Genomic DNA, 24,347 nt, shown 5'->3' on the forward strand with positions numbered 1-24,347 from the left:
GCCCCGTTGTGGGAACGACCCCGCCCCGCACACCTCGTGCGACGCCCATGGAAGGAGCTTCGGCACAGATGAGACGGACCTTGCGCGCACACGGCCGGCGGACGGCGGCGACCGTCACCCTGGCCCTCGCCCTGACGGCGACGGCCCCGCAGCCGGCCCGGGCCGAGCCCGGCACCCTCACCGAGGTGCGCGCCGAACTCGCGCGGCTCTATCACGACGCGGAGGTCGCCACGAACAAGTACGACGCCGCCGACGAGAAGGTGACCGGGCAGGAGAAGCGCGTCCGGGCGCTGCGGTCCCGGATCGAGTCGGCCCAGACGCGGCTCGACCGGCTCACCTCCCTGGCGGGAGCGGCGGCCCGGGCCCAGTACCGGGGGGACAGCCTGCCCGCCGAGATGCAGTTCGCCCTCTCCGACAACCCCGAACGCGCCCTGGACGACGCCTCCTTGGCCCGTCAGGCGCAGCAGGCGACCCAGGGGGTGCTGACCGCCCTGAGCAGCACCCGCGAGGACCTGGGGACCCGGACCGAGGAGGCCGCGGCCGAGCTGAAGCGGCTGCGGGCGAGCCGCGGCGCCCGTGACACCGAGCGGCGGGCGATCGAGAAGCACATCGCCGACGCGAAGGAGCTGGAGTCGCGGCTGGAGAAGAAGGAGGTCGAGCGGATCGCCGCGCTGGAGAAGAAGGAGGCCGACGACGCCCAGGCGAAATGGGTGGGCACGAGCATCCTGAAGCGGGTCGGCACCGAGGCGACCCCGGCCGGGAGGAAGGCGATCGCGTTCGCCACCCGTCAGCTCGGCAAGCCCTACGTGTGGGGAGCCGAGGGCCCCGACTCCTACGACTGCTCGGGCCTCACCTCGCAGGCCTGGCTCGCGGCGGGCCACCCGATCCCGCGCACCTCGGAGGAACAGTGGCGGCGGCTGAAGCACGTCCCCATCGAGGACATGCGGCCCGGCGACCTCATCATCTACTTCTCCGACGCCAGCCACGTGGCCCTCTACATCGGCGACGGAAAGATCATCCAGGCTCCCCGCCCCGGCCGCTGGGTGTACGTCTCCCCGGCCGCGTCGATGGAGATCCTCGGGGTGGTCCGTCCGGACGCCTGAGACACGGCACGGACGCGGGGCGGACCGGTGCGGTCCGCCCCCGCTCCGCGCGGGGCCGTCCCGCCGGCCCCGTCAGCCCTGGGCCGGCGGTGATCCGGGCGGCGGTCCGAACGGGTCGACGGCGTCGACGGCGGGCACCTCCTTGGGACGGTGCGAGCCGGGCTTGCAGCCGGCGAACACCCCCGACGGATCCCGCAGGTTCTGCATGATCGGGGCCAGGTAGTCCCGGTGCCAGCCGGCCGGACCGCTCAGACCGGCGTCGGAGCCGGTGTCGCTCAGCTCCCCCCAGGCGAGCCACAGCCCGTGCAGCTGGGCGACCGCCTCCGGGTGCTCCCACCAGCGCGAGCACCACGGGGCCATGGAGGTGACCTCGCGGCCGTAGACCGGCAGCAGCACATGGTGGACCCACAGGGTCAGCTGGCGCAGCGCCCGGCCGTACTCCGGCGCCTCCAGGTAGAGGATGAACTTCGGGGCGGGGGGCGGCGCCTGGGTCTCGGGCACCGCCGCCTGCTCGGCGTCGGGGGTCTGGACGGTCATGGCACTCCTTCCGGATGCGCGGCGGAGCCGCGTCGGACTGTGGTCGGCGGCGAGGCCGTGGAGCGCGAAGCCCCGGCCTCCCGTCCGGGCACACAACGCGCCCGTGCCGTACGGGGTTCACGGATCCGGCGGATCGGCGGCGCCGGGGACGGGTTGAACCGCCCGCACGCGGCGTCCGTTGCAGCTGTCACGGCCGTCGGGGCGGACCGGGAGCGTCCGGTCCGCCCCAGCGGCGGCTCGACAGCGCGAGTGGACGGCAGTCACTCGCCGACGGCGAGGAGGACCTCACGATGGCGCGTTTCGACGAGACGAAATTCAGGTCCGACGAAGCGGACATAAGAAGGGACCTGAAGAAGTACGGCCTGCACAAGGACAAGGTCTTCATGCAGGCCTTCGACGGCTACATGAACCAGCTCCACCTGAACGGCCTGTGGCTCAACGAGAACCACACGCCCGCCCCTTCGTGGTCGGGCGACGCGGCGACGAACCTGATCGCCCAGTTCGACCGGCTCAACGCGCTGCACGTCCCGGCGGACTGGTGGCGGGCCCACAAGAGGGACAAGGACTTCGACAGGCTCCGGGACGCGAAGGCGCAGGAGACCTTCTCGAAGAAGTACCTGTGGAGCAAGACGGAGCCGTACTACCCGGCCCGGGAGGCCGCGAAGGCCGGCGGCATGATCCTGGAGGTCTCTCCCCCGGGGGAGCTCTTCAACGGCAGGGACTGCGGGTTCGAGAGGTGGTCGGACGCCCCGGTCCAGGCCGACCTCTGGACGTACATGTCGGACCACTACGTGGACGGCACGCGGGGCCCGGTCGAGGGCGTGATGCTCGGCGGCAGGGTCGAGAACAGCGTGCTGACGAAGTACGAGTGGCCGCACCTGAAGCAGCGGATCGAGGCCGGTCTGGTCTCCAACCTGCACATCAAGGTGATGGGCTTCAGGAACGACTCGCAGGAGTCGGGGGCGTGGTCGCTGGAGACGAGGGCGACGTACAACGTCCACTCGCAGGGTTCCTTCGACCAGATCCCCTCACCGGACGACCCGCAGTTCGCGGACAAGCAGAACCGCTGGCGCAACCAGGAGAAGGCGCGCAACGCCAGCAAGTCCTCCTCCAGTTCGTCGAGTTCCCAGGACAGCGCGGCCAGCGGCCTGTCGCTGAAGACCTTCCACAAGGCGTTCGACGACCCCAACGCGGTCATCGTGCTGTCGGACCCCGTGACGGGACACACGGCCGGCACGGACAGCCCGAACGACCTCTCGCAGGTGGTGAGCCGCCAGCTCACCCGGGCGGAGACCAACGCCTCCCTGCAAGGGGCGAGCAGGGAGGCGACCGTGGCGGCGGTGCGGGAGGAACTGCGGGCCCAGGCGGCGGGCGCGCACTCCCTGGAGCGGAAGCTCACGGCGTTCCAGGCGGAGCAGCAGCGCAGGGCGAGCACCTCGGCCTGGCCCGGCACACCGGACTACGGCGCCCAGCTCTCCCAGGGCATGTCCACCATGGACCTCGGGTCCTCCGCCGCGCGGTACTCCCCGACGTCGGACTACTCCCCCACGGGCGGCGCGCCCGCGGCCGGGGACTACTTCCAGGGCGGCGGCGTGCGGACCGAACAGCCGCTGTACACCTACTCCCTCCAGCCGACGGGCACGGGAACGGGCTTCTACCCGCTGAGCGAGTCACCCGTCCAGGACGACTCGTTCGCCCATCCGCCGTCGCCGGTCGGCAACACCGAGGCGTACCACCCCTCGTACACGAGCCCGCAGCGCAACACCCCGAGCACGGGCTCGGCGTCCTCGGACTTCGGCGAGCCCCTGACCCAGGTCCCGAGGAACCCCAGCCCGCCGTCCGAGGCGCCGCCGCAGAGCACGTCGTCGGGGAAGCAGAAGGCGAAGGAACCGAAGAAGGAGGCGAAGCAGGCGAAGTCGGGGGGCCTCGCCGCCTGGGTGCGGGGCGACCAGTACAAGAAGAAGCCCGGCGGCTCCAGCAGGAAGTAGCCGGCGTGACCGACGGCGGCCGCCGGCCGGAGCGTTCTCCGGCCGGCGGCCGCCGCCTGGCGCACGGGGCGCGTCAGCTGTTGCCCCGGGCACGGCCGGCACCGTTGGTGCCGTTGGCGCCGTTCGTGGAGTTGGTCCGCTGGACCATGGTCGTCGTCCGGCGCACCACGGCGGGGCGGCTCGTGGTCGAGCTCGTCGAGACACCCGTCGCGACCGAGTCCTGCCGTCCCACCACCGCGCGTCCGGCGGGCAGGATCGGAGACTGCTGCTGGTCCGCGGGAAGCGACGAGGACGAGGACGACGTCGGCGCCGTGGGAGCGGGCACGGACGTCGGGTTCACCGTCGTACGGGAGCCCGCGGCGGAGGTGGTGGGCGCCGGCGTCTGCTGCGCCGTCGGGGAGCTGTAGCTCCAGGAGGCCGACCCCGCCTGCAACGCCGCTCCCGCCGACTGCCAGTTGTTCTGGCTGGACTGCGGGAGGGTGGTGTCGTTGCCGTAGCCGGACGCCACGGCACCGCCGATCCCCACCGCCGCGGCGACCCCCTGCGCCAGATACGCCTTCTCGCCGGTGTTGTAGTAGTTCACCCCCGCCTGGACCATGTAGGCGGCGTTCTTGACGCCCGCGAGCCCGACACCCGCCATGTTGAGGTGGTTGTTGTCGGCGCCCTTGCCCGCGGCCTGGAGGACCAGCGGGACGGCCTCGAAGGCGAAGCGCTTGATGTGCTCCCGGTTCTCGCCGAGCCATTCCTGCGCGTTCTGGCTCCACCGGTACACGGCGCCCTTCTGGGCGTCGGCCGCGAGGAACGTCTGCGCCTCCACGTCGAAGACGCCCACCGGGTTCTGGAGGGGCGGGTCGGTCGCCGGTACGGGCGGCGGCGGGCTGGCCGGCGGGGTGGCCGCCAGGCTGACCGCGGGACTGGCCGTGACGGCCTCCGGGCTCGCCGACACCCCCGGCGGGGTGACCCGGCCCGGCGGCGGGGTGGTGGTGACCGGCTGGAACGTCGACGACCCGACGGCGGCCGTGTAGGCGATCGTGGAGCCACCGCTCTCGGCGGTGGTGAAGGACTCGTTGTCCGAGCCCTGGTCACTCCGTGGCATGTGCGGACTTCCTTTCCTGCGTCGCTGGCGCGCTGGTCTGGGTGCCGCTCCCTCTCCCCGGTGCTGCTCTGCCCCGGTCGCCGTCGCCCCGGCCCGTGCTGCGTGCCGGTTTCGATGCCTCGGCCGGTGCTCGCGTCACCCAGTCGTGGGCACAACGGGGGCGTACCACCCGGGGGTTCAATCACGGGCGTCCGCCGGTCGCGGCACCCGCGATTGAACTGCCGGGCGCGCGCGGCCCGTTGTGCTTCCCGAACCGTGTCGGCACCCGGCCGACGCCGCACGGCCGAGAGGTCCGGAGGTACGCCGATGTCCACTGCCCACGCACGGCGGTTCGCGGCTCAGGGTCTGCTGGAACGCCGCAGGTCCGCTCCCACCGCGAACGGGTGCTACGACCGCGAGGCCCCGCGGCGCCCGGCCGACGGCGCCCCCTGGTTCCCCGACGCTCCGCTGCCCCCGGGCCTGCTGCCGCTGCCGAGCGGCTTCGAACTGCGCGGGGCCTGACGTGGCTCCCCGGCCCCCGGCCCGGCTGACCAGGAGAAACCCGCAGGCCAGGCTGGCTCGTGAGCTGCTCAGGACCGAGTACGGCCTGCGGAACCGGGGGCGCGGCGGGACGAACCCGGCCGACGCGGACAGCATCTGGGAACGGCTGCTCGCCGAACTGCGGCGTCTGATGCGGCCCCTCATGGGCGGTTCGCGCTCGGCGCCGGGAGGCGGGGGCTCCGCGCCGGGCGGCGGACAGGGCGGCGGGACGGCCGGCGGGCCGGGGAACGACCAGGGCGGCGGACCGGCGAGCGGGCAGGACGGCGGCTCCTTCGACCAGGCAGGACCGCGTCCCGGCCCTGGGCACCCGGGCGCGGAACACCCCGGCCCGCAGCGACCCGTGCACGAGGGCATGGCGCTGCTCGAACAGCGCATCCTCCGGCTGCCGGCGCACGAGCGCGAGGCCTTCGAGGACGCGGTCCTGGACCTCGTCAGGAACGACAGGAAGTACCGGGAGGCGTTCGAGAGGTCCCCGGAGAGCATGCCGCTGGTCGCGCGCTGCGCCGCCAACGCGTACGAGCGGGAGATGGCGCGGGAGGCGCCCGGGGCGGCCGTCCCGTCGGGGCGCGACCCTGGTACGGGAGGGCGGGACCCTGGTGCCCGGGGGCGGGACGAGCACCCGCGGTCGCGGTGGGAGCGCCCCGCTCGGATCCGGGACGTACCCGCCGCCGAGATGACGCCCGCGTCGCCCAGGACCGGCTTCGGGGCGCCGGGACCGGGCGAGACGACCGACGCGTTCGGCTTCCAGGAGGCCGAGCGCGCCGCGCTGGCGGAACGGACCACCGGCGCCGGCTGGGTTCCCCGCGCGGGCAGCGTCGTGGACGGCCAGGGCTTCCTCGCCGCCGAACACGCCGAACGCTCCGCACACTTCGAACAGTCCCAGGACACCGTGCGGGACCTGCGCTCGGGGAGCGACGCCCGGTTCCCCGCCCACCCGGGCCTGGAACCCCCCGTGTCCCCGTCGTCGAGCCACGCGACCCCGGAGTCGCCCCTGCTGGACCTGACCGCTCCGGAGTCCCCGCTGCTGGACCTGACCTCCCCGGTCTCCCCCCTGCCGTACGCGGCCACTCCGCTCTCTCCGATGCCGTACGCGGCCACTCCGGTCTCCCCCACGCCGTACCTGGCGGCCCCGGTCTCGCCGCCGCAGAGCCAGGCGGTCCCCGTGTCACCCCTGCCCGGCCGGAGCACCCCGGCTTTCCCGTCGTCCGTTTCCGCCCCCGTGCCCTCCCCGATCAGCGGTGACGGTCATCGCGCCCTGAGCGATGCGCTCGACGTCTTCTCCGGCTCCCCCTCGCCCCGGAGCGCCGGCTCCCCGGCACGGTCCAGGGCCGTCGTTCCGTCGCCCTCGGCCCACAGCACGCCCGCCCCGCGGCGCGCCTGACGTCCGGCGCGGGTTGAACCGTCCGCTCCCGTGTCCCGTTGTGCGGGTGAACCTCACGGGTGAACCTCACGGCACCGAAGGAGTCCTATGTCAGGCGGTCCGCTCCGGCTCGGCGGCCCCTTGGGCGGCGCGGGCACCGGGCGGCCCGTCCTCCAGCCGGTCGAGCCGCGCGCGGATCTTCTCGGCGTCCGGATGGTCGAACTCCACGAAGATCGCCAGGGCCTGCCGCCAGCTGTCGCGCGCGGCCTCCGGTTCGTCGGCGTCCAGTTGGGCGTCCCCGAGGTTGCCCAGGGTGTGGCCCTCTCCCCAGCGGTTGCCGATGTCCCGGTGGGTGCCGAGCGCCTGGCGGTAGTGGGCCACCGCGGCTTCGTGGTGCCCCAGCCGGCGGTGGACGGTGCCGAGGATGTCCAGGGCGATGCCCTCGACCCACCGGTTGCCGTTGACCCGCAGGACGGCCAGCGCCTGTTCCAGGATCGTGGCGGCCTCGTCGAACCGGCCGAGCCGCTGGTAGGCGTCGCCCAGGTTGCTGAGCGCGATCCCCTCGCCCCAGGCACCGCCGACGACCCGGTCGAAGTCCAGCCCCCGCCGGATGTACTCGACGGCCTCGTCGAGCTGTCCGGACTGGAGATAGGCGTCGCCCAGGTTGGCCACGGCCGACTCCGTGCCGTCGTCGTCCCCGAGCGCCTCGTAGGCGGCCATCGCCCGGTGCAGGTGCTCGATCGTCTCGTCGAACCGGCCCGAGCTGCGCAGGGCGGCCGCCATGTCCGCGAGCCCCTGGGCCTCGCCCTCACGGTCCTGGGCGGCGCGGGCGGCGGCCAGACCGACCCCGGCCGTGTCGAGCCAGTCGTGCATGTGGCTGCGGAGGTAGAAGAACCCCCACAGGACCGCGGGCAGCCGCCAGGCGATACCGGGCTGCCCGGAGGCGGCGGCCTGGTGCACCGCGCTGACCAGGTTGCCCCGTTCCGTCTCGCACCAGTCGAGGGCCTCGTCGTGCGTAGTGAACGCGCGCGGCCGGCACAGCGGGGGCGGCGGATCGAGGGGGATCCGACGCCGTCTGGGGGTGATGTGCGGGTAGGCGGCGTCGGCGCTGTGCAGGTACCAGGAGAGCAGCCGCTCCACCGCCAGGTCCCGCTCCCGCTCCGTCTCCTCGGCCCGGACCCGTTCGGCGGCGTACACGCGCAGCAGGTCGTGCAGGGTGTAACGGCCGGGGAAGTGCTCGATGAGCAGATGGGCCCGCGTCAGCTCGACGAGCAGGCCACGGGCCTCCCGGGACGGGAGCCCGGCGAGGGCGGCCGCGGCGGGCGCGGAGATGTCGTGCCCGGAATGCAGGCTCAGCAGGTGGAACAGGCGCGCGGCCGGGGCGGACAGCGCCTTGTACGACCAGGAGAAGACGGCCCGTACGTCGGTGGTCAGGTCGTCGCCCCCGGCGAAGGCGTCGAGGCTGCCGTGGCTCTCGCGGAGTTCGTCGACGATGGCGCTCAGCGGGAAGCCGGGGTGGGCGGCGGCGTGGGCGGCGACGATGGACAGCGCCAGCGGCAGCCGGGCGCACCGCTCGACGATCTCGTCCACCGCCCGCGGTTCCGCGGCCGGCCGGTCGGCGCCGAGGCGGCGTGCCAGGAGGTCGTACGCCTCGGCGGGCGTCAGCTGGTCGAGCGTCAGCGGGTACGCCCCTTCCGCGGCGACCAGTCCGGTGAGCTGGTTGCGGCTGGTGACGATGACCAGGCAGCCGGGAGAGCCGGGCAGCAGCGGGCGGACCTGCTCGGTGTCGCGGGCGTTGTCCAGCAGGACGAGCACCCGCCGTCTGGCGAGCATGCTGCGGTAGAGCGCGGCCTGGGCGTCGAGACTGGCGGGAATGCGCATCGGGGGGACGCCGAGCGCGTCGAGGAAGGTCCGGATGGCGTCCTCGGGCGTCACCACCACCCCGGTCGGATCGAAGCCGCGCAGGTTGACGTAGAGCTGTCCGTCGGGGAAGCGGTCGGTCATCTCATGGGCCCAGTGCACGGCCAGGGTGGTCTTGCCGATGCCGGCCATGCCGCCGATCGCCCCGATCACCACGGCGGCGGGCGCCTTGCCCGTCCGCGGCAACAGGGCCCGTACGCGGTCGAGTTCCGCCTCCCGGCCGACGAACGTCGGCAAGTCGGCGGGCAGTTGGGCCGGAGTGGCCGTGTGGGCGACGACGGGCGGGGCCTGGGGCACGGCCGGCTCGGGTTCGGGCGCCCGCGGCTGTCCCGCGCCCGGGGAGGGATCGGCGGCCAGGGAGGCGTCGGCGGCCAGGATGCGGTCGTGCAGGTCCCTCAGCCGCGCGCCGGGCTCGATGCCCAGCTCGGCGACCAGGGTGCCGCGCGTGGAGCGGTAGGCGGCCAGCGCCTCGGCCTGCCGCCCGGACCGGTACAGCGCCAGCATGAGCAGCCGGCACAGCCCCTCCCGCAGCGGGTGCTTCGCGGTCAGCGAGGCGAGTTCGGCGATCACCTCGCCGTGGCGTCCGAGCTCGACGTCGACGTCCATCCGCAACTCCAGCGCGTTCAGCCGCTGTTCGTCCAGCCGGGCACCCTCGGACTCGGCGAGCGGTCCGGGGACTCCCGCGAGCGCGGCCCCCTGCCAGCCGCCGAGCGCCGCGTGCAGCAGCTCCGCCGCCGCGGCCGGGTCACCGGCGGAGCGCAGTCTCCTGGCGTCGGCCACCCGCTGCTCGAACACCCCGAGATCCAGGGCGCCTTCGGGGATGCGGAGCAGATATCCGTCACCGACCGAGACGACCACGCTGGGGCCGTCGGCCGCGTCCCGTTCCGGTTCCAGCCCCTTGCGCAGGCGTGACACGTACGTCCGTACGACCGACACGGCGGCCGTCGGCGGTCCCTCGCCCCAGACCGCGTCGAGGAGTTCGCCGAGCATGACCGGGCGGCCCCGGCGGAGCAGCAGCGCCGCCAGCACGGCCCGCTGCTGCGGGGAGCCGACGTCCACCTCCCGCTCGCCACGCCATGCCCGGACCGGCCCCAGTACCGCGAAGCGCACGGATTCCTCATAGGCGTTCACTCTCCGCACTCTACTGAACACCCCATTCCACAAAGGGATGTTGGGTGTGTGCGAGGGGCCACACATCCCTTCCGGTTCCGTCTCGCTCTGTCCCGGATTTGAACCGTTCGCGGGCGGCTCCCGTTGCGCTACGAGGACCCGAGACGACGGGCCCGGCAGGCGCGACGCGGCCGGACACGTCAGGAAGGAAGCGCCATGAGCCGGGGCGAACGGACACCCGGAGAGACCGGCGGGGACGAACCCGCCGTGCCCGACGAGCCGGCCCCCGCCGCCGGCTTCGCGGTGGTCATCTCCGGCGACGGCACGGCGGCCATCGACGGCGAGCCCGTACCGTCTGCGGACGGGGTGACGGTCGACGCCGCGATCCTCGACGCGCTGCACGGGTACGCACGCGACCGCGGCACCACCGTGACCGCCACGATCTCCGACCCCGCCGCGGGGTACGTGGCGTTCGTGGAGGTGGCCCCGGACGGTTCGAGCACGCTCGTGGACCAGCGGGAACAGCCGAGCGCCCCGCCGGCCGTTGCCGACGCGCAGGAGCCACCGGAGCGGCCGGAGCGGCCCGGGCCGCCGACGGCTCCCGGGGCGGGGGTCGAGTCCGACGCCCACGCGGCCGGGGCCCGGGCCGACGCCGGGCGGGACGACCACGTACACGGCGAGACCGAGACCGAGGCCGACGCCGGTCCGGACGGCCAGGTGTACGGCGAGGACGAGGACGGGCCGGATGCCCCCGTGTACGGCGAGGACGAGGACGGGTATCCGACCGAGGACGAATACCCGGCCGGGGCCGAAGTCGACGACGAGGACGACGACTTCGACATGGAGGCGTACACGCTGGAGCAGCAGCGCCTGCGCGAGTCCGTACCTCCTCCCCCGCCGCCCGCCGCGACCCCGGCCCCGGCCCCGGAGTCCCGCCCCGCACCGCACCTCGTCCGCCGGGCCGGGGCACGTCAGTCGGACGACGAGTACAAGGGGCCCGGGCTGCTGCACAGGCCGCTGGTCGTCGGCCCGGTGGCCCTCGTCGCGGCCGCACTCGTGATCGTCCCGCTGGTGATGCTCGGCACCGGCGGTTCGCAGGACGGCGGACACCGTCAGGAGGCCGCCCGGTCGAGCGACGAGTCGAGCGCGAGCCCGCAGGCCGACCGGTCGGGGCCTGTCGCCACCGCGTCGGTGAGCGCTCCGCCGTCCTCCGGCGCCTCGGCCTCGCCGTCGGCCTCGCCGAAGAAGCCCAAGGGCGCGAAGGGGTCCAAGGGTTCCAAGGGCTCCGGCGGCGCGGACGGCCCGGGGAGCGGCGGTGGCGTCACGGTCACCGTGACGGCCCAGCCGCCACGGGCCACGGTGACGGCGGCACCCGCCCAGGACACCGCCGCCACCGCCGTGAACCGCCTCGCCCGCAACGATCCCTCGGGCCGGCACATCTGCTACCGCGCCTACGTCTCCGGACAGGGCTGGCAGAAGCCCGTGTGCGACGGCACGATGGCCGGCACCTCGGGCCGGAACAGCCCGATCAAGGCCCTGAACATCGCGGTGTCGGGCGGCGGGGGCTCGGCCGCGAACGCCTTCGTCCACAAGCCCGGTTCGACCGACGGACGCGGCACCTGGGAGCCGCGGTGGACGGCGGTGATCGCCGACGGCAGGAACAACTACATCGGCAGCACGAAGAAGAGCGCGCCCGTCATGTCGGGCTTCGCCATCAACATCGGCAGCGGCCGGATCTGCCAGACGGCCAAGGTCCACGGCTTCGACTGGGGCGCCCAGGGCTGCGCCGACGCCCGACCCGGCTACGTCTTCGGCGGGGCCCTGGAGAACGACCGCTGGCTGGAGGCGGTCAAGTTCACGGTCTGACAACCCGGTTACGGTCCGGGGCCCGTCCCGCCTCATGGGAACGGACCCGAACCCCACGGCGCGGCAGTACAACCAAAGGGAGAGGTCAGCGGTCTCACGCGTGGCCGGCACTCGTCCGCCGGCCGTTCTGTCGGCGACAGGCGTGTTCGTACGGCCGCCTGTCCGCTCTCCCCCCAGGAGCCCCATGCGCCTCAAGCAGGTCTCGCTCGCGGCGGCGATATCCGTCGTCGCGGGTCTGACCACCGCCACCGTCGGCCTCACCGGTCCCGCAGCCTGGGCCGACGGCGCCACCACGGCCGCGCTGCCGCTGTCGCACTACGCCCACATGGTGGTCGACGGTGCTCACCAGCACCTCTTCTTCAGCCAGGGCGCCGGCACCACCGGCATCGTGGTGACCGACCTGTCCGGCACACCCGTCACCACCATCGACGGCGAGCAGGGCGCCGACGGCCTCGCGCTGTCCGCCGACGGCAGGACGCTGTACGCGGCGCTGACCGACGGCGACGCGATCGCCGCCGTCGACACGGCGACGCTCACCGAGACCGGCCGCTTCGGCACCGGTACCGCCAGCGCCCCGGTCTCCGTCGTCCAGGCCGGCGGCAAGGTCTGGTACAGCTACACGGCCGACGACGGCAAGGGCACCGTCGGCTCGCTCGACCCCGCCGCGGCCGACCCCGCCCCGACCCCGCAGCCCGTCATGCCGCACTGGCAGGGCACCCCCGTTCTCAGCACGGGCGGCGGGGTGCTCGCGGTGAACGCGGCGCAGGACGCCCATTCGTCCATGACCCACATCGCCACCTACGACGTCTACTCGGGGACCCCCTCCCTCAAGGTCGACATGGGCCTCGGCGGCGCCGCGACGGGCCCTGTCCAGGTCACCTCCGACGGCACGAAACTGCTCGTTCCGCAGTCGGCCTCCGTGTACGTGTACGGCACGGCGGACCTCATGGCCGCCAAGCCCTACGGGTACTTCACCGGCGGCGTCAACTCCTCCCCGGACTCGGTCGCGATCGACTCCGACGGCACGATCGCCCTCGGCGCCACCGCCGGCTCGGGCGCGGGCGCCTACCTCTACGCGGCCGACCAGATCGCCGAGAACCACATCGCCTTCCCGGCCGGCACCCTCGCCCCCGACGGTCTCGTCTGGGGCACCGACGGCCGCACGCTCTACGCCGTCACCCAGGACGACGGGTCCTACGCCCTCGACGTCCTCGGCGACGCCAAGCTCACGGACACCACGCTCACCCTGAACTCCCCTTCGCCGTACGCGATCCCCACCCAGCGGTTCACGGTGAACGGGACGGTGGGCGGCCACGGCTTCGTGCCGGCCGGCGCCACGCTGAAGGTCAGCCGCGACGGCACCGCCCTGCCCGACGTCACGGTCGGCGCGGACGGCTCGTTCGGCATCACCGACACCCGCCAGGACGAGGGCGGGTACACCTACGAGGTGTCGTACGCCGGCGACGCGACGCACCGGCCCGCGACCACCTCGCAGAAGGTGTGGGTGTCCAGGGTCCCAACCTCCGGCCCGTTCCCGGAGTTCAGCTCGCGGGCGCCGGACAAGGTGGCCTTCACCGGCACGGTCATGACCGACCTGACCCGCGGCCCCTTCGCCCAGGGCGACACCGTCCAGGTGACCCGGACGAACGAGGACACGCACGAGTCGGTCCAGCTCCCCGCGTCCCCGCTCGACCCGGCCACCGGCACGTTCACGGTCGCCGACGCCCCGGGGACGGCCGGATGGTTCACCTACCGCCTGTCGTTCGGGGGTGACATCACGCACCAGCCGGTCTCGAACGACGCGAGCGTCACCGTCTCGCCCTACGCCCCGGCGCTCACGCTGAAGGCCCCCGCGACCGCCACGCGCGGCAAGGCGCTGAGCTTCGGCGCCGTGCTGAGCGAGGGCCCGTACGGCAGCGGCGAGAAGGTCACCGTGACCCGCACGGACGCGGCGCACACCACGACGCCCGTGACGTGGACGGCTCCCGTGGCCGCCGACGGCACGATCACCGTCAAGGACACCCCCACCATCGGCGGCGCCAACGTCTACACGGTCGGCTACGCGGGCGACTCCCGCCACCGGGCGGCCACCGCCTCCGCGACCGTCCAGGTCTCGCGCGCCACGACGAGCTTGACCGTGGCCGCCAACGCCTCGACGTACGCGTACGGCGCGACGGCCACCGTCACCGCCCACCTGGGCACCACGAGCAACGGCCGTACGGTCTCCCTCTACGCCACCCCCGCCGGCGGCAAGAAGACGCTGGTCAAGACGGGCACCGTGGACGGCAAGGGCAACCTGGCGGCCACGTACAAGCTCGTCGGCAACACGACGTTCACCGCGTCCTACGCGGGCGACTACCTCTACGCCCCGGCCACGGCCACCCGCGCCGTGAGCGGCCAGGCGAAGGTCGCGCAGGCCCTGAGCGGCTCCTACACGACCACCACGTACAGCGGCACCACCTACCGCGTCTACCACCACACGGTGCGGCCGACGGTCACCACGACCGTGTCGCCGAACAAGGCCGGCCAGTGCGTGCACTTCCAGGTCCAGCAGTACTACAGCGGCGCCTGGCACACGCTCAGCACCTCTGGCTGCTTCACGCTCGGCTCCAAGAGCGCCGTGACGGTGCAGCTGAGCCTCACCCACGCGGTCAACCAGAAATTCCGGGTGCGCTCGGAATACGTCCACAGCTCGAAGGACACCACCAACGCGACCACGTGGGGCGGCTGGCAGTACCTGACGGTCAGGACCTGACACACCCACGGAACACAAAAGCCCAGCTCGGACACGGTCCGAGCTGGGCTTTGCCGCTACGGCGCCGAGTTGTCGACGATCTCCGCGATCTCCACGAACTCGACGACCGGCGCGACGCCGTACAGACCGGTGACTCGCTCGCGCAGCTCCTCGGAGAAGAACTCCTCCGCCTGTTCCTTCGATTCCCAGACGTAGAAGTTGACCGCCTGCTGACGCTTCTCGTCGAAGGTGAAGAACTTGAACCGCACGCCCGGCATGCCTTCGAACATGCCCCGGGCCTCTTCGGCCACCTTGGTTATCCGTGAGCGATCGAAGTCGCCGGCGTAGGAGAAAGTGACGGTGGCGCCGATCATGACCACTCCCCGTGTCGATGGGTTGGGTTCACCTCGCCTCACCTGAAACGCTACGCCCTCGCACTCCCACCGGCCAGCTCGATCGAGGCTGCCGCGCCGACGTCACGAGCCGGGGTGCTCCCACCTCGCGAAGAAACCAAAAGCCCAGCTCAGACACCGTCTGAGCTGGGCTTGCAAGGGAGCCCCCTGTCGGATTCGAACCGACGACCTACGCATTACAAGTGCGTTGCTCTGGCCATCTGAGCTAAGGAGGCCTGACGCGCGCCGGGGCGTGCGTGCCCGTGCAGTGTACCCACGTCACGGCGAGGGGCCGTCGGGAGTTTCCGCGAACTTCACCGGTGCCGGGGTGCTGACAGAACACATGAACGCCAGGTAGCGTCCTGACCCAGTTCACCCATGTGGACTACACCACTATGGGCGTTTCCATAGTGGATCACCACCTTTACAACGGATCGTCCGGCACGTTCCTGCCGGTGAAGGGGGCCCATCACCATGGCCACTGTCTCGTTCGACAAGGCGACCCGGATCTACCCGGGTTCCGAGAAGCCCGCCGTCGACGCTCTTGAGATCGACATCGCGGACGGCGAGTTCCTCGTCCTCGTCGGTCCCTCGGGCTGCGGCAAGTCCACCTCGCTCCGCATGCTCGCGGGGCTCGAGGACGTGAACGGCGGCGCCATCCGCATCGGCGACCGCGACGTCACGCACCTGCCGCCCAAGGACCGGGACATCGCGATGGTGTTCCAGAACTACGCGCTGTACCCGCACATGACCGTCGCCGACAACATGGGCTTCGCGCTCAAGATCGCCGGCGTCAACAAGGCCGAGATCCGCCAGAAGGTCGAGGACGCGGCGAAGATCCTCGACCTCACCGAGTACCTCGGCCGCAAGCCGAAGGCCCTCTCCGGCGGTCAGCGCCAGCGTGTCGCCATGGGCCGCGCGATCGTGCGCGAGCCCCAGGTCTTCCTCATGGACGAGCCGCTGTCGAACCTCGACGCCAAGCTCCGCGTCTCCACCCGTACGCAGATCGCCTCGCTCCAGCGCCGCCTGGGCATCACCACGGTGTACGTCACCCACGACCAGGTCGAGGCCATGACCATGGGCGACCGTGTGGCCGTGCTCAAGGACGGTCTGCTCCAGCAGGTCGACTCGCCGCGCAACATGTACGACCGCCCGGCCAACCTCTTCGTCGCCGGCTTCATCGGCTCCCCGGCCATGAACCTGGTCGAGGTCCCGATCACCGACGGCGGCGTGAAGTTCGGCAACAGCGTCGTCCCGGTCAACCGCGAGGCCCTGAAGGCCGCCGCCGACAAGGGCGACCGCACGGTCACCGTCGGCGTCCGCCCCGAGCACTTCGACGTCGTCGAGCACAACGGCGAGGCCGCCAAGTCGCTCTCCAAGGACACCGAGGACGCCCCGGCCGGCCTGGCCGTCTCCGTGAACGTCGTCGAGGAGCTCGGCGCCGACGGCTACGTCTACGGCTCCGCCAAGGTCGGCGACGAGCACAAGGACCTCGTCGTCCGCGTCAGCGGCCGCTCCGTCCCGGACAAGGGCGCCACGCTGCACGTCGTGCCGCGTCCGGGCGAGATCCACGTGTTCTCCACCTCGACGGGCGAGCGCCTGTCCGACTGACGTCCGCGTCAGCCGGGCGACGGCACACACCCCCGTAAGGGTCGAATTCACCCACGTTGACGAAGAGGGCCCCGCGGACGACCGCGGGGCCCTCTTCGTTGTCGACAAATACCCCGGCAGACCGGGCATTTCGACCCTCTCGCGATGACCGCGAGACCCCCGCACGGCGCCCCGCGTCAACCCGCTACCCGGAAAAACCAACTTCCCCATCCCCCGAACCGGTGACTAAATGTCGCCAAATCATCACCCCGCGCTACCCTCACTCGCGTGAAGCACTCCACCACTAACCAGCGGCCCCGGCGTGGCCGTGGCCCGGCCCGTCAGATCGGCCGCACCCTCGCCCTCGTTCTGCCTGTCGTCCTGGTGCTCTCCGGGACTCTCGCGGTCACCCAAGTCAACTGGTCGGGGAACCCCTCGAGCTCGGTGCTCACCGCGTCCTCCGAGGAGGTCTCGACGCGAGCCGTCTCCCGCGCCCCGCAGGACGTCCTGCGCGACAAGCTGCTCCTGGAACTCCAGGACAAGAACCCGGGCGTGGCCCTCACCCACCTCCAGGAGGCGGTGAACGGCCGTCCGTCGCTCGCGAAGCACTGCGTCTCCATCGCCCGCGCCCTGGGCCGCGCCGCGGTCCGTGCGTACGGGCCGACGCGGGCCCAGTCCTTCGCGCGGCCCGTCTGCGACACGGCGTTCGCCTCGGGGGTCGCGGCCGGCCATCTCTGAGGCCGCCTCTCCGAGGCCACGGCTCCACGGTCACGGCTCCGAGGCCACAGCTCCGAGGTCACGGCCTCCCGGCGGCACCGGGCCGCTCCCGGGCGGCCCGGTAGGAGCTGATTAAGGAACGGCCGCCACGCGATAGCGCGTGCGGGGCGCCACGTACAGTTCGGACATGACCGATCCGAACGCCGCGTCGCGCCCCGTTCAAGCCGTCGTCCTGGCCGGCGGCCAGGGCTCCCGGCTGCGTCCGTACACCGACGACCGGCCCAAGCCGATGGTCGAGATCCCCGGCACCGGGACACCGATCATCGGCCACCAGCTGACCTGGCTCGCCGAAGAGGGCGTGACCGACGTCGTCGTCTCCTGCGGGCACCTCGCCGAGGTGCTCCAGAAGTGGCTCGACTCGGCCGACCTCCCGCTCTCCGTCACGACGGTCGTCGAGTCGGAGCCCCTCGGCCGCGGCGGCGGTCTCAAGTACGCCGCCGCGCATCTGCCGCACCCCGACCTGCCCTGGTACGCGACGAACGGTGACATCTGGACCCGTTTCTCGCTGCGCGACATGGCCGCCTTCCACACCGAGCGCGACGCCGTCGCCACGCTCGCGCTGGCCCGTCCGCGCATCCCGTGGGGCGCCGTCAAGACGGACGGCTTCGGGCACATCACGGACTTCATCGAGGCCCCGCCCTCCACGTTCGAGATCAACGCGGGCGTGTACGTCTTCTCGCCCGAGTTCACCGAGATGCTCCCCGAGCGCGGCGACCACGAGCGCACCACCTTCCCGCGCCTGGCCCGCGAGCGCCGGCTGTCCGGCTTCCCGATCCCGCAGGGCGCCTACTGGCGCGCCATCGACACCGCCAAGGACCTCACGGAGGCGGCGAAGGAACTCGCCGCCCTGGGCCGCTAGGACCCACCCGGAGGTCACAGACGGCCGGGGAGGCGGGGAAATCCCCCAGCGGCCCCGGACAGCGGACACACGACGGCAGGGCCCCGCACGCCATGTGCGGGGCCCTGCCGTCGTGGTGCCCTCCCGGGAGGGGACGGTCGGTCTCAGCCCAGCAGGCCGCCCACCAGGCCCGGCTGGCCGGTGGAGGAGCTCCCGCCGGTCGACGTACCGGTCGACGTGCCCGTACCGCCCGTACCGCCGGCGCCACCGCCCGCGCTGCCGCCGGTCGCCGTGCCGCCGCCGCTGGAGGGACCCGCGCTGGTGCTCGGGGCCCTGCCGACCGGCGAGGACTGCTGCGGCGGGGCCTGGCCGGCGCCCTGGGTCTGGCTGGGCTGCTGCCCGCCGCCGGACGGGCCACCGGTCTCCTGGGTCGCTCCCGGGGTGGCCGAGTGCGACGGGGTCGCGGAACTGCTGTGCGTGGGCGCCTGGGAGGCCGAGGGAGTGGCCTTCTGGTGCCGCGCGCCGGGCGTCTCGGGAAGCGGGGAGCCCGGCAGTTCGTTGCGCGGAGCCTCACCGGGACCGGGAACGACGATCCGGCTGGAGTCGCGGACCGCACCGCCGAGAAGCGAGCCGACGAGCAGGGTCAGACCCACGACGACGGCGGTGAGCAGCGCGCCGCGCCGCAGCACACGGGCGCGCAGGTCCCAGATGTCGGCGCGCGGCCCGAGCGTCCGCCAGGCCTCGCCGGCGAGCCGCCCGTCGGCGGAGTAGACCGGGGCACCCGCGATGATCAGCGGGGACCAGGCGGCGAGGTAGATGATGTCGGGCGCGTCGTACACCGGCACCGTCTTCCAGCTGACGGTGACGATGAGCGCGGCCGACAGCGCCGCGCCGACGACCGCCGCCACCCGCTGCCACAGCCCGAGGACGGTCAGGACGCCCACGATCACCTGGAAGAAGGCGATGACGAGCCCGGAGCCGACGGGGTGCTGGAGCGCGAACTGCCGCAGCGGCTCGGCGACTTCCCACGGGTGCAGGGTGTTGAGCCACTTCACCATGGAGCCGCGCTTGCCGCCGTCGAAGTAGACGGGGTCGCAGAGCTTGCCCATGCCCGCGTACACGGAGATGAAGCCGAGGAAGACGCGCAGCGGGAGCAGCACGACGCCGAGGTTCATCCGGCGCCCGGGGTGATAGGCGTGCCGCACGGTGTCGGAGCCGCGCCGCCTGACGGGGGCACGCCCCTCCGACTCGTCGAAGCGGTCGTCCTCGTAGCCGTCGTCGTCCCCGAAACCGGCGTCCCCGTAGGCGGGTTCGCCGTACGGCGGCCCGCCGTACCGCGGTTCGTCGTACGCGCTGCCCACGCTGCGCATCTGGGGCAGGAGCCGCTGCTCGTCGCCGAGGGGGGCGCGCTGGCTGCCGACGAGGGGCGTCTCGACCGTGTCGACGCCCAGGTCGCCCGCGTAGCCCGGCTGTTCGCCGATCCGTGGGATGACCTGGGTCGAACCGGCGTCCGCGGTCGGCCTGTTGGAGCCGTGCGGTACGCCCGCGCTCCGTACGGCCTGGAGCAGGCGATGGGCGCCGGTGTCGTCCGGCGCGGACTTCCCGCTCCAGACGACGGGCGCACGGCGGCGGGCCCCGCCGGCCGGACCCGCCCCGCCCGCTCGGCCCGGAGCGCCGACGCCGGGAGGGCCCAGGTGCCGCGCGATGCGCGGGGACTGGCCCCGTGACGCACCCGCCAGCTGGACGCGGAAGCTCGCATGGTTGACGATGACCTGCGCCGGATCGCTCGGCACCTTCACCATGCTCAGCGCGGGAACGTCGTCGAATCCCGACGAGCGGTCCCCCGTGGGTGTGCGGGGTGTTCTGGTGTCCACACTCATCTAACCGAGTGACGTGTGGTTAGGACACTGCTTTGACCACGCCGAACTGTCCGGACCGCGTCAAGATCGTTCCGGAGGGTCCGGGCGCTCCCCGAGGGTGAGCGCCCGGAGGCCCGTTCAGGCGCGTCGGCGCGCCGCCTCGTACAGCACAACTCCCGCCGCCACACCGGCGTTCAGGGACTCCGCGCCACCGGGCATCGGGATCCGCACCCGGAAGTCGCAGGTCTCGCCGACGAGCCGGGACAGGCCCTTGCCCTCGCTGCCGACGACGATGACGACGGGGCCGCCGAGGGCCTCCAGGTCACCGACCTCGACCTCGCCGTCGGCGGCCAGGCCGACGACCACGAGACCGGCCTTCTTGTACGCCTCGAGGGCGCGCGTCAGGTTGGCGGCGCGCGCGACGGGCGTACGGGCGGCGGCACCGGCCGACGTCTTCCAGGCACCGGCGGTCATGCCGGCCGCGCGCCGCTCGGGCACGACGACACCGTGGCCGCCGAACGCGGAGGCGGACCGGACGACCGCGCCGAGGTTGCGCGGGTCGGTCACCCCGTCGAGGGCGACGATCAGCGGGTCCGCGCCCTCGTCGTACGCGGCGGCGGCGAGGTCCTCGGGGTGCGCGTACTCGTACGGCGGGACCTGGAGGACCAGACCCTGGTGGTTGAGCCCGTTGGTCATACGGTCGAGCTCGGGACGCGGGGCCTCCATCAGGTGGATGCCGCCGCGCTCGGCGACGAGCTGGAGCGCCTCGCGGACCCGCTCGTCGTTGTCGATGAACTGCTGCACGTACAGCGTGGTGGCGGGAACGCCCTCGCGCAGCGCCTCGACGACGGGGTTGCGGCCGACGACCATCTCGGACGTGCCCTTGCCGCCACGGCCCCGGGGGGCGGGCTTGCGGACGATCTGCTTCGCCTTGGCGTTGGCGACGCGGTTCTTCTTGTGGCCCTTGCGCATCTCGGCGGGCGGGGTCGGGCCCTTGCCCTCCAGGCCCCGGCGCCGCTGGCCGCCACTGCCGACCTGCGCGCCCTTCTTGCCGGACATGCGGCGGTTGTTAGCAGCCATGACCTACCTGTCTGTGTGAGACGTGCGTGCGTACGTAATGAAGTGTGCCGCCCGGAGGTCCGGGCGGCACAATCGATCAAGGCCGACCGGGGTCGGCCGGGCCCGCCGGAGCGGGCGGTCAGCGCGGCCCGAGCGTCCAGCGCGGCCCCTGCGGACCGTCCTCGATGACCAGGCCGGACTGGTTGAGCTGGTCGCGGATGGCGTCCGCGGCGGCCCAGTCCTTGCGGGCCCGGGCGGCCTCGCGCTGGTCGAGGACCAGGTGGACGAGGGTGTCGACGACTCCGTGCAGATCGTCGCCCCGGTCGCTCTCCTCGGCCCAGGCCGGGTCGAGCGGGTCGAGTCCGAGGACGCCGAGCATGGCCCGTACCTCGGCGAGGCGGGCGACGGCGGCTTCCTTGTCGTCGGCGGCCAGCGCGGAGTTCCCCTGGCGGACCGTCGTGTGCACGATGGCGAGTGCCTGCGGGACGCCCAGGTCGTCGTCCATCGCCTCGGCGAACGCGGGCGGCACCTCGGCGGCGGGCTCGACGACGCCCCCCGCCTTCTCGACCACCCGCTGCACGAAGCCCTCGATGCGCGCGAACGCCGACTCGGCCTCGCGCAGGGCGCCTTCGCTGTACTCGATCATCGAGCGGTAGTGCGGGGTGCCGAGGTAGTAGCGCAGCACGATCGGGCGCCACACCTTGGTCATCTCGGAGACGAGGACCGAGTTCCCGAGGGACTTGGACATCTTCTCGCCGCTCAGGGTGACCCAGGCGTTGTGCACCCAGTACTTCGCGAACTCGTCCCCGAAGGCCTTGGCCTGCGCGATCTCGTTCTCGTGGTGCGGGAAGATCAGGTCGATGCCGCCGCCGTGGATGTCGAAGGCGCTGCCCAGGTACTTGTGGGCCATCGCCGAGCACTCCAGGTGCCAGCCGGGACGGCCGCGGCCCCAGGGCGTCTCCCAGCTCGGCTCGCCCGGCTTCACGGCCTTCCACATGGCGAAGTCGCGCGGGTCGCGCTTGCCGGTCTCGCCCTCGCCCGAGGGCTGGAGCAGATTGTCCAGTTCCTGGTTGGAGAGCTGGAGATAGCCCTCGAACGACCGCACGTCGAAGTAGACGTTCCCGTCGGCCGCGTAGGCGTGACCGCGCTCGATGAGGCCGCGCATCATCTCGATCATCTCGGGGATGTGACCGGTGGCACGGGGCTCGTACGTGGGCGGCAGGCAGCCGAGCACGTCGTAACCCTCGTTGAAGGCCCGCTCGTTGTCGTAGCCGATGGACCACCAGGGGCGGCCCTGGTCGGCCGACTTGGCGATGATCTTGTCGTCGATGTCCGTGACGTTCCGGATGAACGTCACGTCATAGCCGCGGTACGCGAACCAGCGGCGCATGATGTCGAAGTTGAGGCCCGAGCGGATGTGCCCGATGTGCGGTGCGGCCTGCACGGTGGCGCCACACAGGTAGATCGAGACGCAACCCGGCACGAGCGGGGTGAAGTCACGGATCTGCCGGGCGCTGGTGTCGTACAGGCGAATGGTCACCACTCCAGGGTAGTGGGCCCCGGGTAGTGCCCCGCGCCCCTTTCCCCGGCAAGGCCATGTATTCGTGACATACGGGGGGCGCTCGCCGTCCGCCCGGTGCCCGGGGAGGAGCCCCTCGGGCGAACGGCGCCCGGACCGGGCGGGAGTTCCGCCCGCGCACGGCGCCCGGGACGGGGAGCGCCGGGCGCTCCCCGCCCCGGTTCCGGCGATCCTGACGGCGGGGGTTCGGCCCGCCCGCACGAGGTTCCGGCCGCCCCGGCGGCGGGGGTCCGGCCCGCCCGTACGAGGTTCTGGCGGTCCTGACGGCGCGGGTTCAGCCCGCCCGCACGAGGTTCCGGCCGCCCCGGCGGCAGGGGTTCAGCCCGCCCGTACGAGGTTCCGGCCGTCCCGGCGGCGGGGGTTCAGCCCGCGCGTACGACCAGTGCCGTGGCGACCGCCATCAGGCCCTCGCCGCGGCCCGGGAACCCGAGGCCGTCCGTCGTGGCGCCCGAGACCGACACGGGCGCCCCGGCCGCGTCCGACAGGATCTTCTGGGCCTCGTCCCGCCGCTTGCCGATCTTCGGGCGGGGTCCGACGACCTGGACCGCGACATTGCCGATCACGAAGCCGGCCTCGCGCACGATCCGCGCCGCCTCCGTCAGCAGCACGACGCCCGGCGCCCCGGACCACTCCGGGCGCCCGGTGCCGAAGTGGGCGCCGAGGTCACCGAGGCCCGCCGCCGAGAAGAGCGCGTTGCACGCGGCGTGCGCGACGACGTCGGCGTCGGAGTGCCCGGCGAGTCCGGGCCCCTCCCCCTCCCACTTCAGGCCGGCGCACCACAGCTCCCGGCCCTCCTCGAAGGCGTGGATGTCGGTGCCGATCCCGACCAGCGGGAGCACCGGGCCCTGTCCTTGGCCTTGGGCCCGTCCTTGTCCCTCTCCGAGGGTCCCGGCCGTCGTCTCCGGCGTCTCAGAACCCATCGTTCAGCCTCCGCCGCGCCAGAACCGCCTCCGCGAGCACGAGGTCCAGCGGGCGCGTCACCTTGAACGCCTCCTCGTGGCCCGGAACGACGACGACCCGCAGGCCCAGCTGCTCGACCATGCTCGCGTCGTCCGTCACGTCCTCGGTGACACTCTCGTGGGCCCGCAGCAGCGTCTCGCGGTCGAACCCCTGGGGCGTCTGCACGGCACGCAGCCGCGCCCGCTCGGGAGTGGCCACGACGGGCTCGGGCTCCCCGGCGACGGCCGCGGGCTCGACCTCCTTGACGGTGTCGGCGAGCGGCACCGCGGGCACCACGGCGGGCGCGCCGTCCCGTACGGCCTCGATGACGGCGTCCACGGTGTCGACGGGCACGAGCGGCCGGGCCGCGTCGTGGACCAGGACGATGTCGAAGCCGGGCGGCAGCGCGTCGAGGCCGTACTTCACCGACTCCTGGCGGCTGTCACCGCCGGGGACGACGACGAACTCGGTGCGTTCGGGCAGCGCGTGCGCGTCGAGCAGCGTCTTGACCTCGGCCGTGCCGTCCGGCGGAGCCACGACGACGACCAGGGAGACGGCCCGGGACGCGGCCATCGCACGCACCGCGTGGATGAGCATGGGCGTGCCGTTCAGCGCGCGGAGCGCCTTGGGGGCGCCCGGACCGAGGCGCACACCTCGTCCGGCGGCCGGAATCACGGCTGCGGTGCGGGCCTCCGACGGCGAAGGGAGCGAAACGTCAGACATCGGTTCCTGTCAGGTTTGTGTGCTCGACCGGGATGGGTATGGCCTGGGGGTACCCCCCGCTCGGGGAGCTGGGGGATCGCCGGGCGCGACGCCTTGACCGGACCCTTCCGTGACATCCGGTCAAGCCGACCGCCTGGGTCGGTGTCCCGAGTATCGGCTACGTCGGTATACCTCGGGAAAGCCGATGCCGGGTGAACACCCGGTTTACCGAATGGGTGCGGGTACGAACATGCCGCAGCGCCCGGCGACAGCAATATGGTAATTGCGTCATCGGGCACCGCGGCATTTTCATTGCGCTGCTGCGCGGGCTTGGGCGTACGTCAAGACGACGGGCGTC

General features: G+C 72.8%; 18 protein-coding genes and 1 tRNA gene. 9 read left to right on the forward strand and 10 right to left on the reverse strand.

The window, feature by feature from the left end; genetic code table 11:
* Positions 1 to 68 precede the first annotated feature (68 nt).
* Entirely contained in the window at positions 69 to 1,103 is a 1,035-nt protein-coding gene (locus WJM95_RS14555) for an NlpC/P60 family protein (RefSeq protein WP_339130137.1), read from the forward strand.
* 72 nt (positions 1,104 to 1,175) lie between these two features.
* Here the strand turns inward: WJM95_RS14555 and WJM95_RS14560 are convergent, their stop codons facing one another.
* A complete protein-coding gene (locus WJM95_RS14560; protein WP_339130138.1) occupies positions 1,176 to 1,640 on the reverse strand; it encodes a DUF4913 domain-containing protein in 465 nt (154 codons plus the stop codon).
* 290 nt (positions 1,641 to 1,930) lie between these two features.
* Between WJM95_RS14560 and WJM95_RS14565 the strand changes: the two genes are divergently transcribed.
* Complete coding sequence (locus WJM95_RS14565; RefSeq protein WP_339130140.1) at positions 1,931 to 3,628, forward strand: hypothetical protein; 1,698 nt, start codon at positions 1,931 to 1,933, stop codon at positions 3,626 to 3,628.
* 73 nt (positions 3,629 to 3,701) lie between these two features.
* On the opposite strand, the gene WJM95_RS14570 is transcribed toward WJM95_RS14565, so the two are convergent.
* Positions 3,702 to 4,724, reverse strand: a complete 1,023-nt coding sequence (locus tag WJM95_RS14570; protein WP_339130141.1) for a hypothetical protein — start codon at positions 4,722 to 4,724, stop codon at positions 3,702 to 3,704.
* A gap of 306 nt (positions 4,725 to 5,030) precedes the next feature.
* On the opposite strand from WJM95_RS14570, the gene WJM95_RS14575 reads away from it, so the two are divergent.
* Together WJM95_RS14575 and WJM95_RS14580 are read left to right on the forward strand one after the other, a co-directional pair.
* Complete coding sequence (locus tag WJM95_RS14575; protein WP_339130142.1) at positions 5,031 to 5,225, forward strand: hypothetical protein; 195 nt, start codon at positions 5,031 to 5,033, stop codon at positions 5,223 to 5,225.
* Position 5,226: 1 nt separating this feature from the next.
* The gene (locus WJM95_RS14580; protein ID WP_339130143.1) at positions 5,227 to 6,645 is read left to right on the forward strand and encodes a hypothetical protein; all 1,419 of its coding nucleotides are present in this window, start codon (positions 5,227 to 5,229) and stop codon (positions 6,643 to 6,645) included.
* A 90-nt stretch (positions 6,646 to 6,735) separates the two neighbouring features.
* On the opposite strand, the gene WJM95_RS14585 is transcribed toward WJM95_RS14580, so the two are convergent.
* Positions 6,736 to 9,675, reverse strand: coding sequence for a BTAD domain-containing putative transcriptional regulator (locus WJM95_RS14585; protein WP_339130144.1), 2,940 nt, complete (start codon positions 9,673 to 9,675; stop codon positions 6,736 to 6,738).
* Positions 9,676 to 9,870: 195 nt separating this feature from the next.
* Here WJM95_RS14585 and WJM95_RS14590 point away from each other — a divergent pair, with 195 nt between their 5' ends.
* Together WJM95_RS14590 and WJM95_RS14595 are read left to right on the forward strand one after the other, a co-directional pair.
* Positions 9,871 to 11,520, forward strand: coding sequence for a hypothetical protein (locus WJM95_RS14590; protein WP_339130145.1), 1,650 nt, complete (start codon positions 9,871 to 9,873; stop codon positions 11,518 to 11,520).
* A 184-nt stretch (positions 11,521 to 11,704) separates the two neighbouring features.
* The gene (locus tag WJM95_RS14595) at positions 11,705 to 14,275 is read left to right on the forward strand and encodes a hypothetical protein (RefSeq protein WP_339130147.1); all 2,571 of its coding nucleotides are present in this window, start codon (positions 11,705 to 11,707) and stop codon (positions 14,273 to 14,275) included.
* Between the two features lie 56 nt (positions 14,276 to 14,331).
* On the opposite strand, the gene WJM95_RS14600 is transcribed toward WJM95_RS14595, so the two are convergent.
* A complete protein-coding gene (locus WJM95_RS14600; RefSeq protein ID WP_339130149.1) occupies positions 14,332 to 14,628 on the reverse strand; it encodes a hypothetical protein in 297 nt (98 codons plus the stop codon).
* A gap of 180 nt (positions 14,629 to 14,808) precedes the next feature.
* A tRNA-Thr gene (locus tag WJM95_RS14605) sits at positions 14,809 to 14,882 on the reverse strand.
* Positions 14,883 to 15,120: 238 nt separating this feature from the next.
* Between WJM95_RS14605 and ugpC the strand changes: the two genes are divergently transcribed.
* The 3 genes from ugpC (at position 15,121) to WJM95_RS14620 (ending at position 17,872) form a co-directional block, all read left to right on the forward strand.
* Positions 15,121 to 16,257, forward strand: coding sequence for a sn-glycerol-3-phosphate ABC transporter ATP-binding protein UgpC (gene ugpC, locus WJM95_RS14610; RefSeq protein WP_339130151.1), 1,137 nt, complete (start codon positions 15,121 to 15,123; stop codon positions 16,255 to 16,257).
* A gap of 267 nt (positions 16,258 to 16,524) precedes the next feature.
* Positions 16,525 to 16,974, forward strand: coding sequence for a hypothetical protein (locus WJM95_RS14615; protein WP_339130152.1), 450 nt, complete (start codon positions 16,525 to 16,527; stop codon positions 16,972 to 16,974).
* Positions 16,975 to 17,140: 166 nt separating this feature from the next.
* On the forward strand, positions 17,141 to 17,872 hold the full coding sequence (locus WJM95_RS14620; protein ID WP_339130154.1) for a nucleotidyltransferase family protein: 732 nt from the start codon (positions 17,141 to 17,143) through the stop codon (positions 17,870 to 17,872).
* Between the two features lie 143 nt (positions 17,873 to 18,015).
* On the opposite strand, the gene WJM95_RS14625 is transcribed toward WJM95_RS14620, so the two are convergent.
* The 5 genes from WJM95_RS14625 to ispD all read right to left on the reverse strand — a co-directional run bounded on the left by WJM95_RS14625 (position 18,016) and on the right by ispD (position 24,010).
* Complete coding sequence (locus WJM95_RS14625) at positions 18,016 to 19,731, reverse strand: DoxX family protein (protein ID WP_339130155.1); 1,716 nt, start codon at positions 19,729 to 19,731, stop codon at positions 18,016 to 18,018.
* A 117-nt stretch (positions 19,732 to 19,848) separates the two neighbouring features.
* On the reverse strand, positions 19,849 to 20,790 hold the full coding sequence (gene rlmB, locus WJM95_RS14630) for a 23S rRNA (guanosine(2251)-2'-O)-methyltransferase RlmB (protein WP_339130157.1): 942 nt from the start codon (positions 20,788 to 20,790) through the stop codon (positions 19,849 to 19,851).
* Positions 20,791 to 20,908: 118 nt separating this feature from the next.
* Positions 20,909 to 22,309: a cysteine--tRNA ligase gene (gene cysS / locus WJM95_RS14635; protein ID WP_339130158.1), complete on the reverse strand. Its 1,401-nt coding sequence runs from the start codon at positions 22,307 to 22,309 to the stop codon at positions 20,909 to 20,911.
* Between the two features lie 401 nt (positions 22,310 to 22,710).
* Entirely contained in the window at positions 22,711 to 23,187 is a 477-nt protein-coding gene (ispF, locus tag WJM95_RS14640) for a 2-C-methyl-D-erythritol 2,4-cyclodiphosphate synthase (protein ID WP_339130159.1), read from the reverse strand.
* Between the two features lie 70 nt (positions 23,188 to 23,257).
* Positions 23,258 to 24,010 carry a 2-C-methyl-D-erythritol 4-phosphate cytidylyltransferase gene (gene ispD / locus WJM95_RS14645; RefSeq protein ID WP_339130160.1) on the reverse strand — a complete coding sequence of 251 codons (753 nt, stop codon included), beginning with the start codon at positions 24,008 to 24,010 and terminating at the stop codon, positions 23,258 to 23,260.
* Positions 24,011 to 24,347: the final 337 nt, after the last annotated feature.

It is taken from the genome of Streptomyces sp. f51 (assembly GCF_037940415.1).
Classification (GTDB): domain Bacteria; phylum Actinomycetota; class Actinomycetes; order Streptomycetales; family Streptomycetaceae; genus Streptomyces.

What these genes read in the sequence shown, in the direction of transcription:
- WJM95_RS14555 (WP_339130137.1), top strand. Translation starts at nt 69, where the DNA reads ATGAGACGGACCTTGCGCGCACACGGCCGGCGGACGGCGGCGACCGTC.
- WJM95_RS14560 (WP_339130138.1), bottom strand. Translation starts at nt 1,640, where the DNA reads ATGACCGTCCAGACCCCCGACGCCGAGCAGGCGGCGGTGCCCGAGACC.
- WJM95_RS14565 (WP_339130140.1), top strand. Translation starts at nt 1,931, where the DNA reads ATGGCGCGTTTCGACGAGACGAAATTCAGGTCCGACGAAGCGGACATA.
- WJM95_RS14570 (WP_339130141.1), bottom strand. Translation starts at nt 4,724, where the DNA reads ATGCCACGGAGTGACCAGGGCTCGGACAACGAGTCCTTCACCACCGCC.
- WJM95_RS14575 (WP_339130142.1), top strand. Translation starts at nt 5,031, where the DNA reads ATGTCCACTGCCCACGCACGGCGGTTCGCGGCTCAGGGTCTGCTGGAA.
- WJM95_RS14590 (WP_339130145.1), top strand. Translation starts at nt 9,871, where the DNA reads ATGAGCCGGGGCGAACGGACACCCGGAGAGACCGGCGGGGACGAACCC.
- WJM95_RS14595 (WP_339130147.1), top strand. Translation starts at nt 11,705, where the DNA reads ATGCGCCTCAAGCAGGTCTCGCTCGCGGCGGCGATATCCGTCGTCGCG.
- WJM95_RS14600 (WP_339130149.1), bottom strand. Translation starts at nt 14,628, where the DNA reads ATGATCGGCGCCACCGTCACTTTCTCCTACGCCGGCGACTTCGATCGC.
- ugpC (WP_339130151.1), top strand. Translation starts at nt 15,121, where the DNA reads ATGGCCACTGTCTCGTTCGACAAGGCGACCCGGATCTACCCGGGTTCC.
- WJM95_RS14620 (WP_339130154.1), top strand. Translation starts at nt 17,141, where the DNA reads ATGACCGATCCGAACGCCGCGTCGCGCCCCGTTCAAGCCGTCGTCCTG.
- WJM95_RS14625 (WP_339130155.1), bottom strand. Translation starts at nt 19,731, where the DNA reads ATGAGTGTGGACACCAGAACACCCCGCACACCCACGGGGGACCGCTCG.
- rlmB (WP_339130157.1), bottom strand. Translation starts at nt 20,790, where the DNA reads ATGGCTGCTAACAACCGCCGCATGTCCGGCAAGAAGGGCGCGCAGGTC.
- ispD (WP_339130160.1), bottom strand. Translation starts at nt 24,010, where the DNA reads ATGTCTGACGTTTCGCTCCCTTCGCCGTCGGAGGCCCGCACCGCAGCC.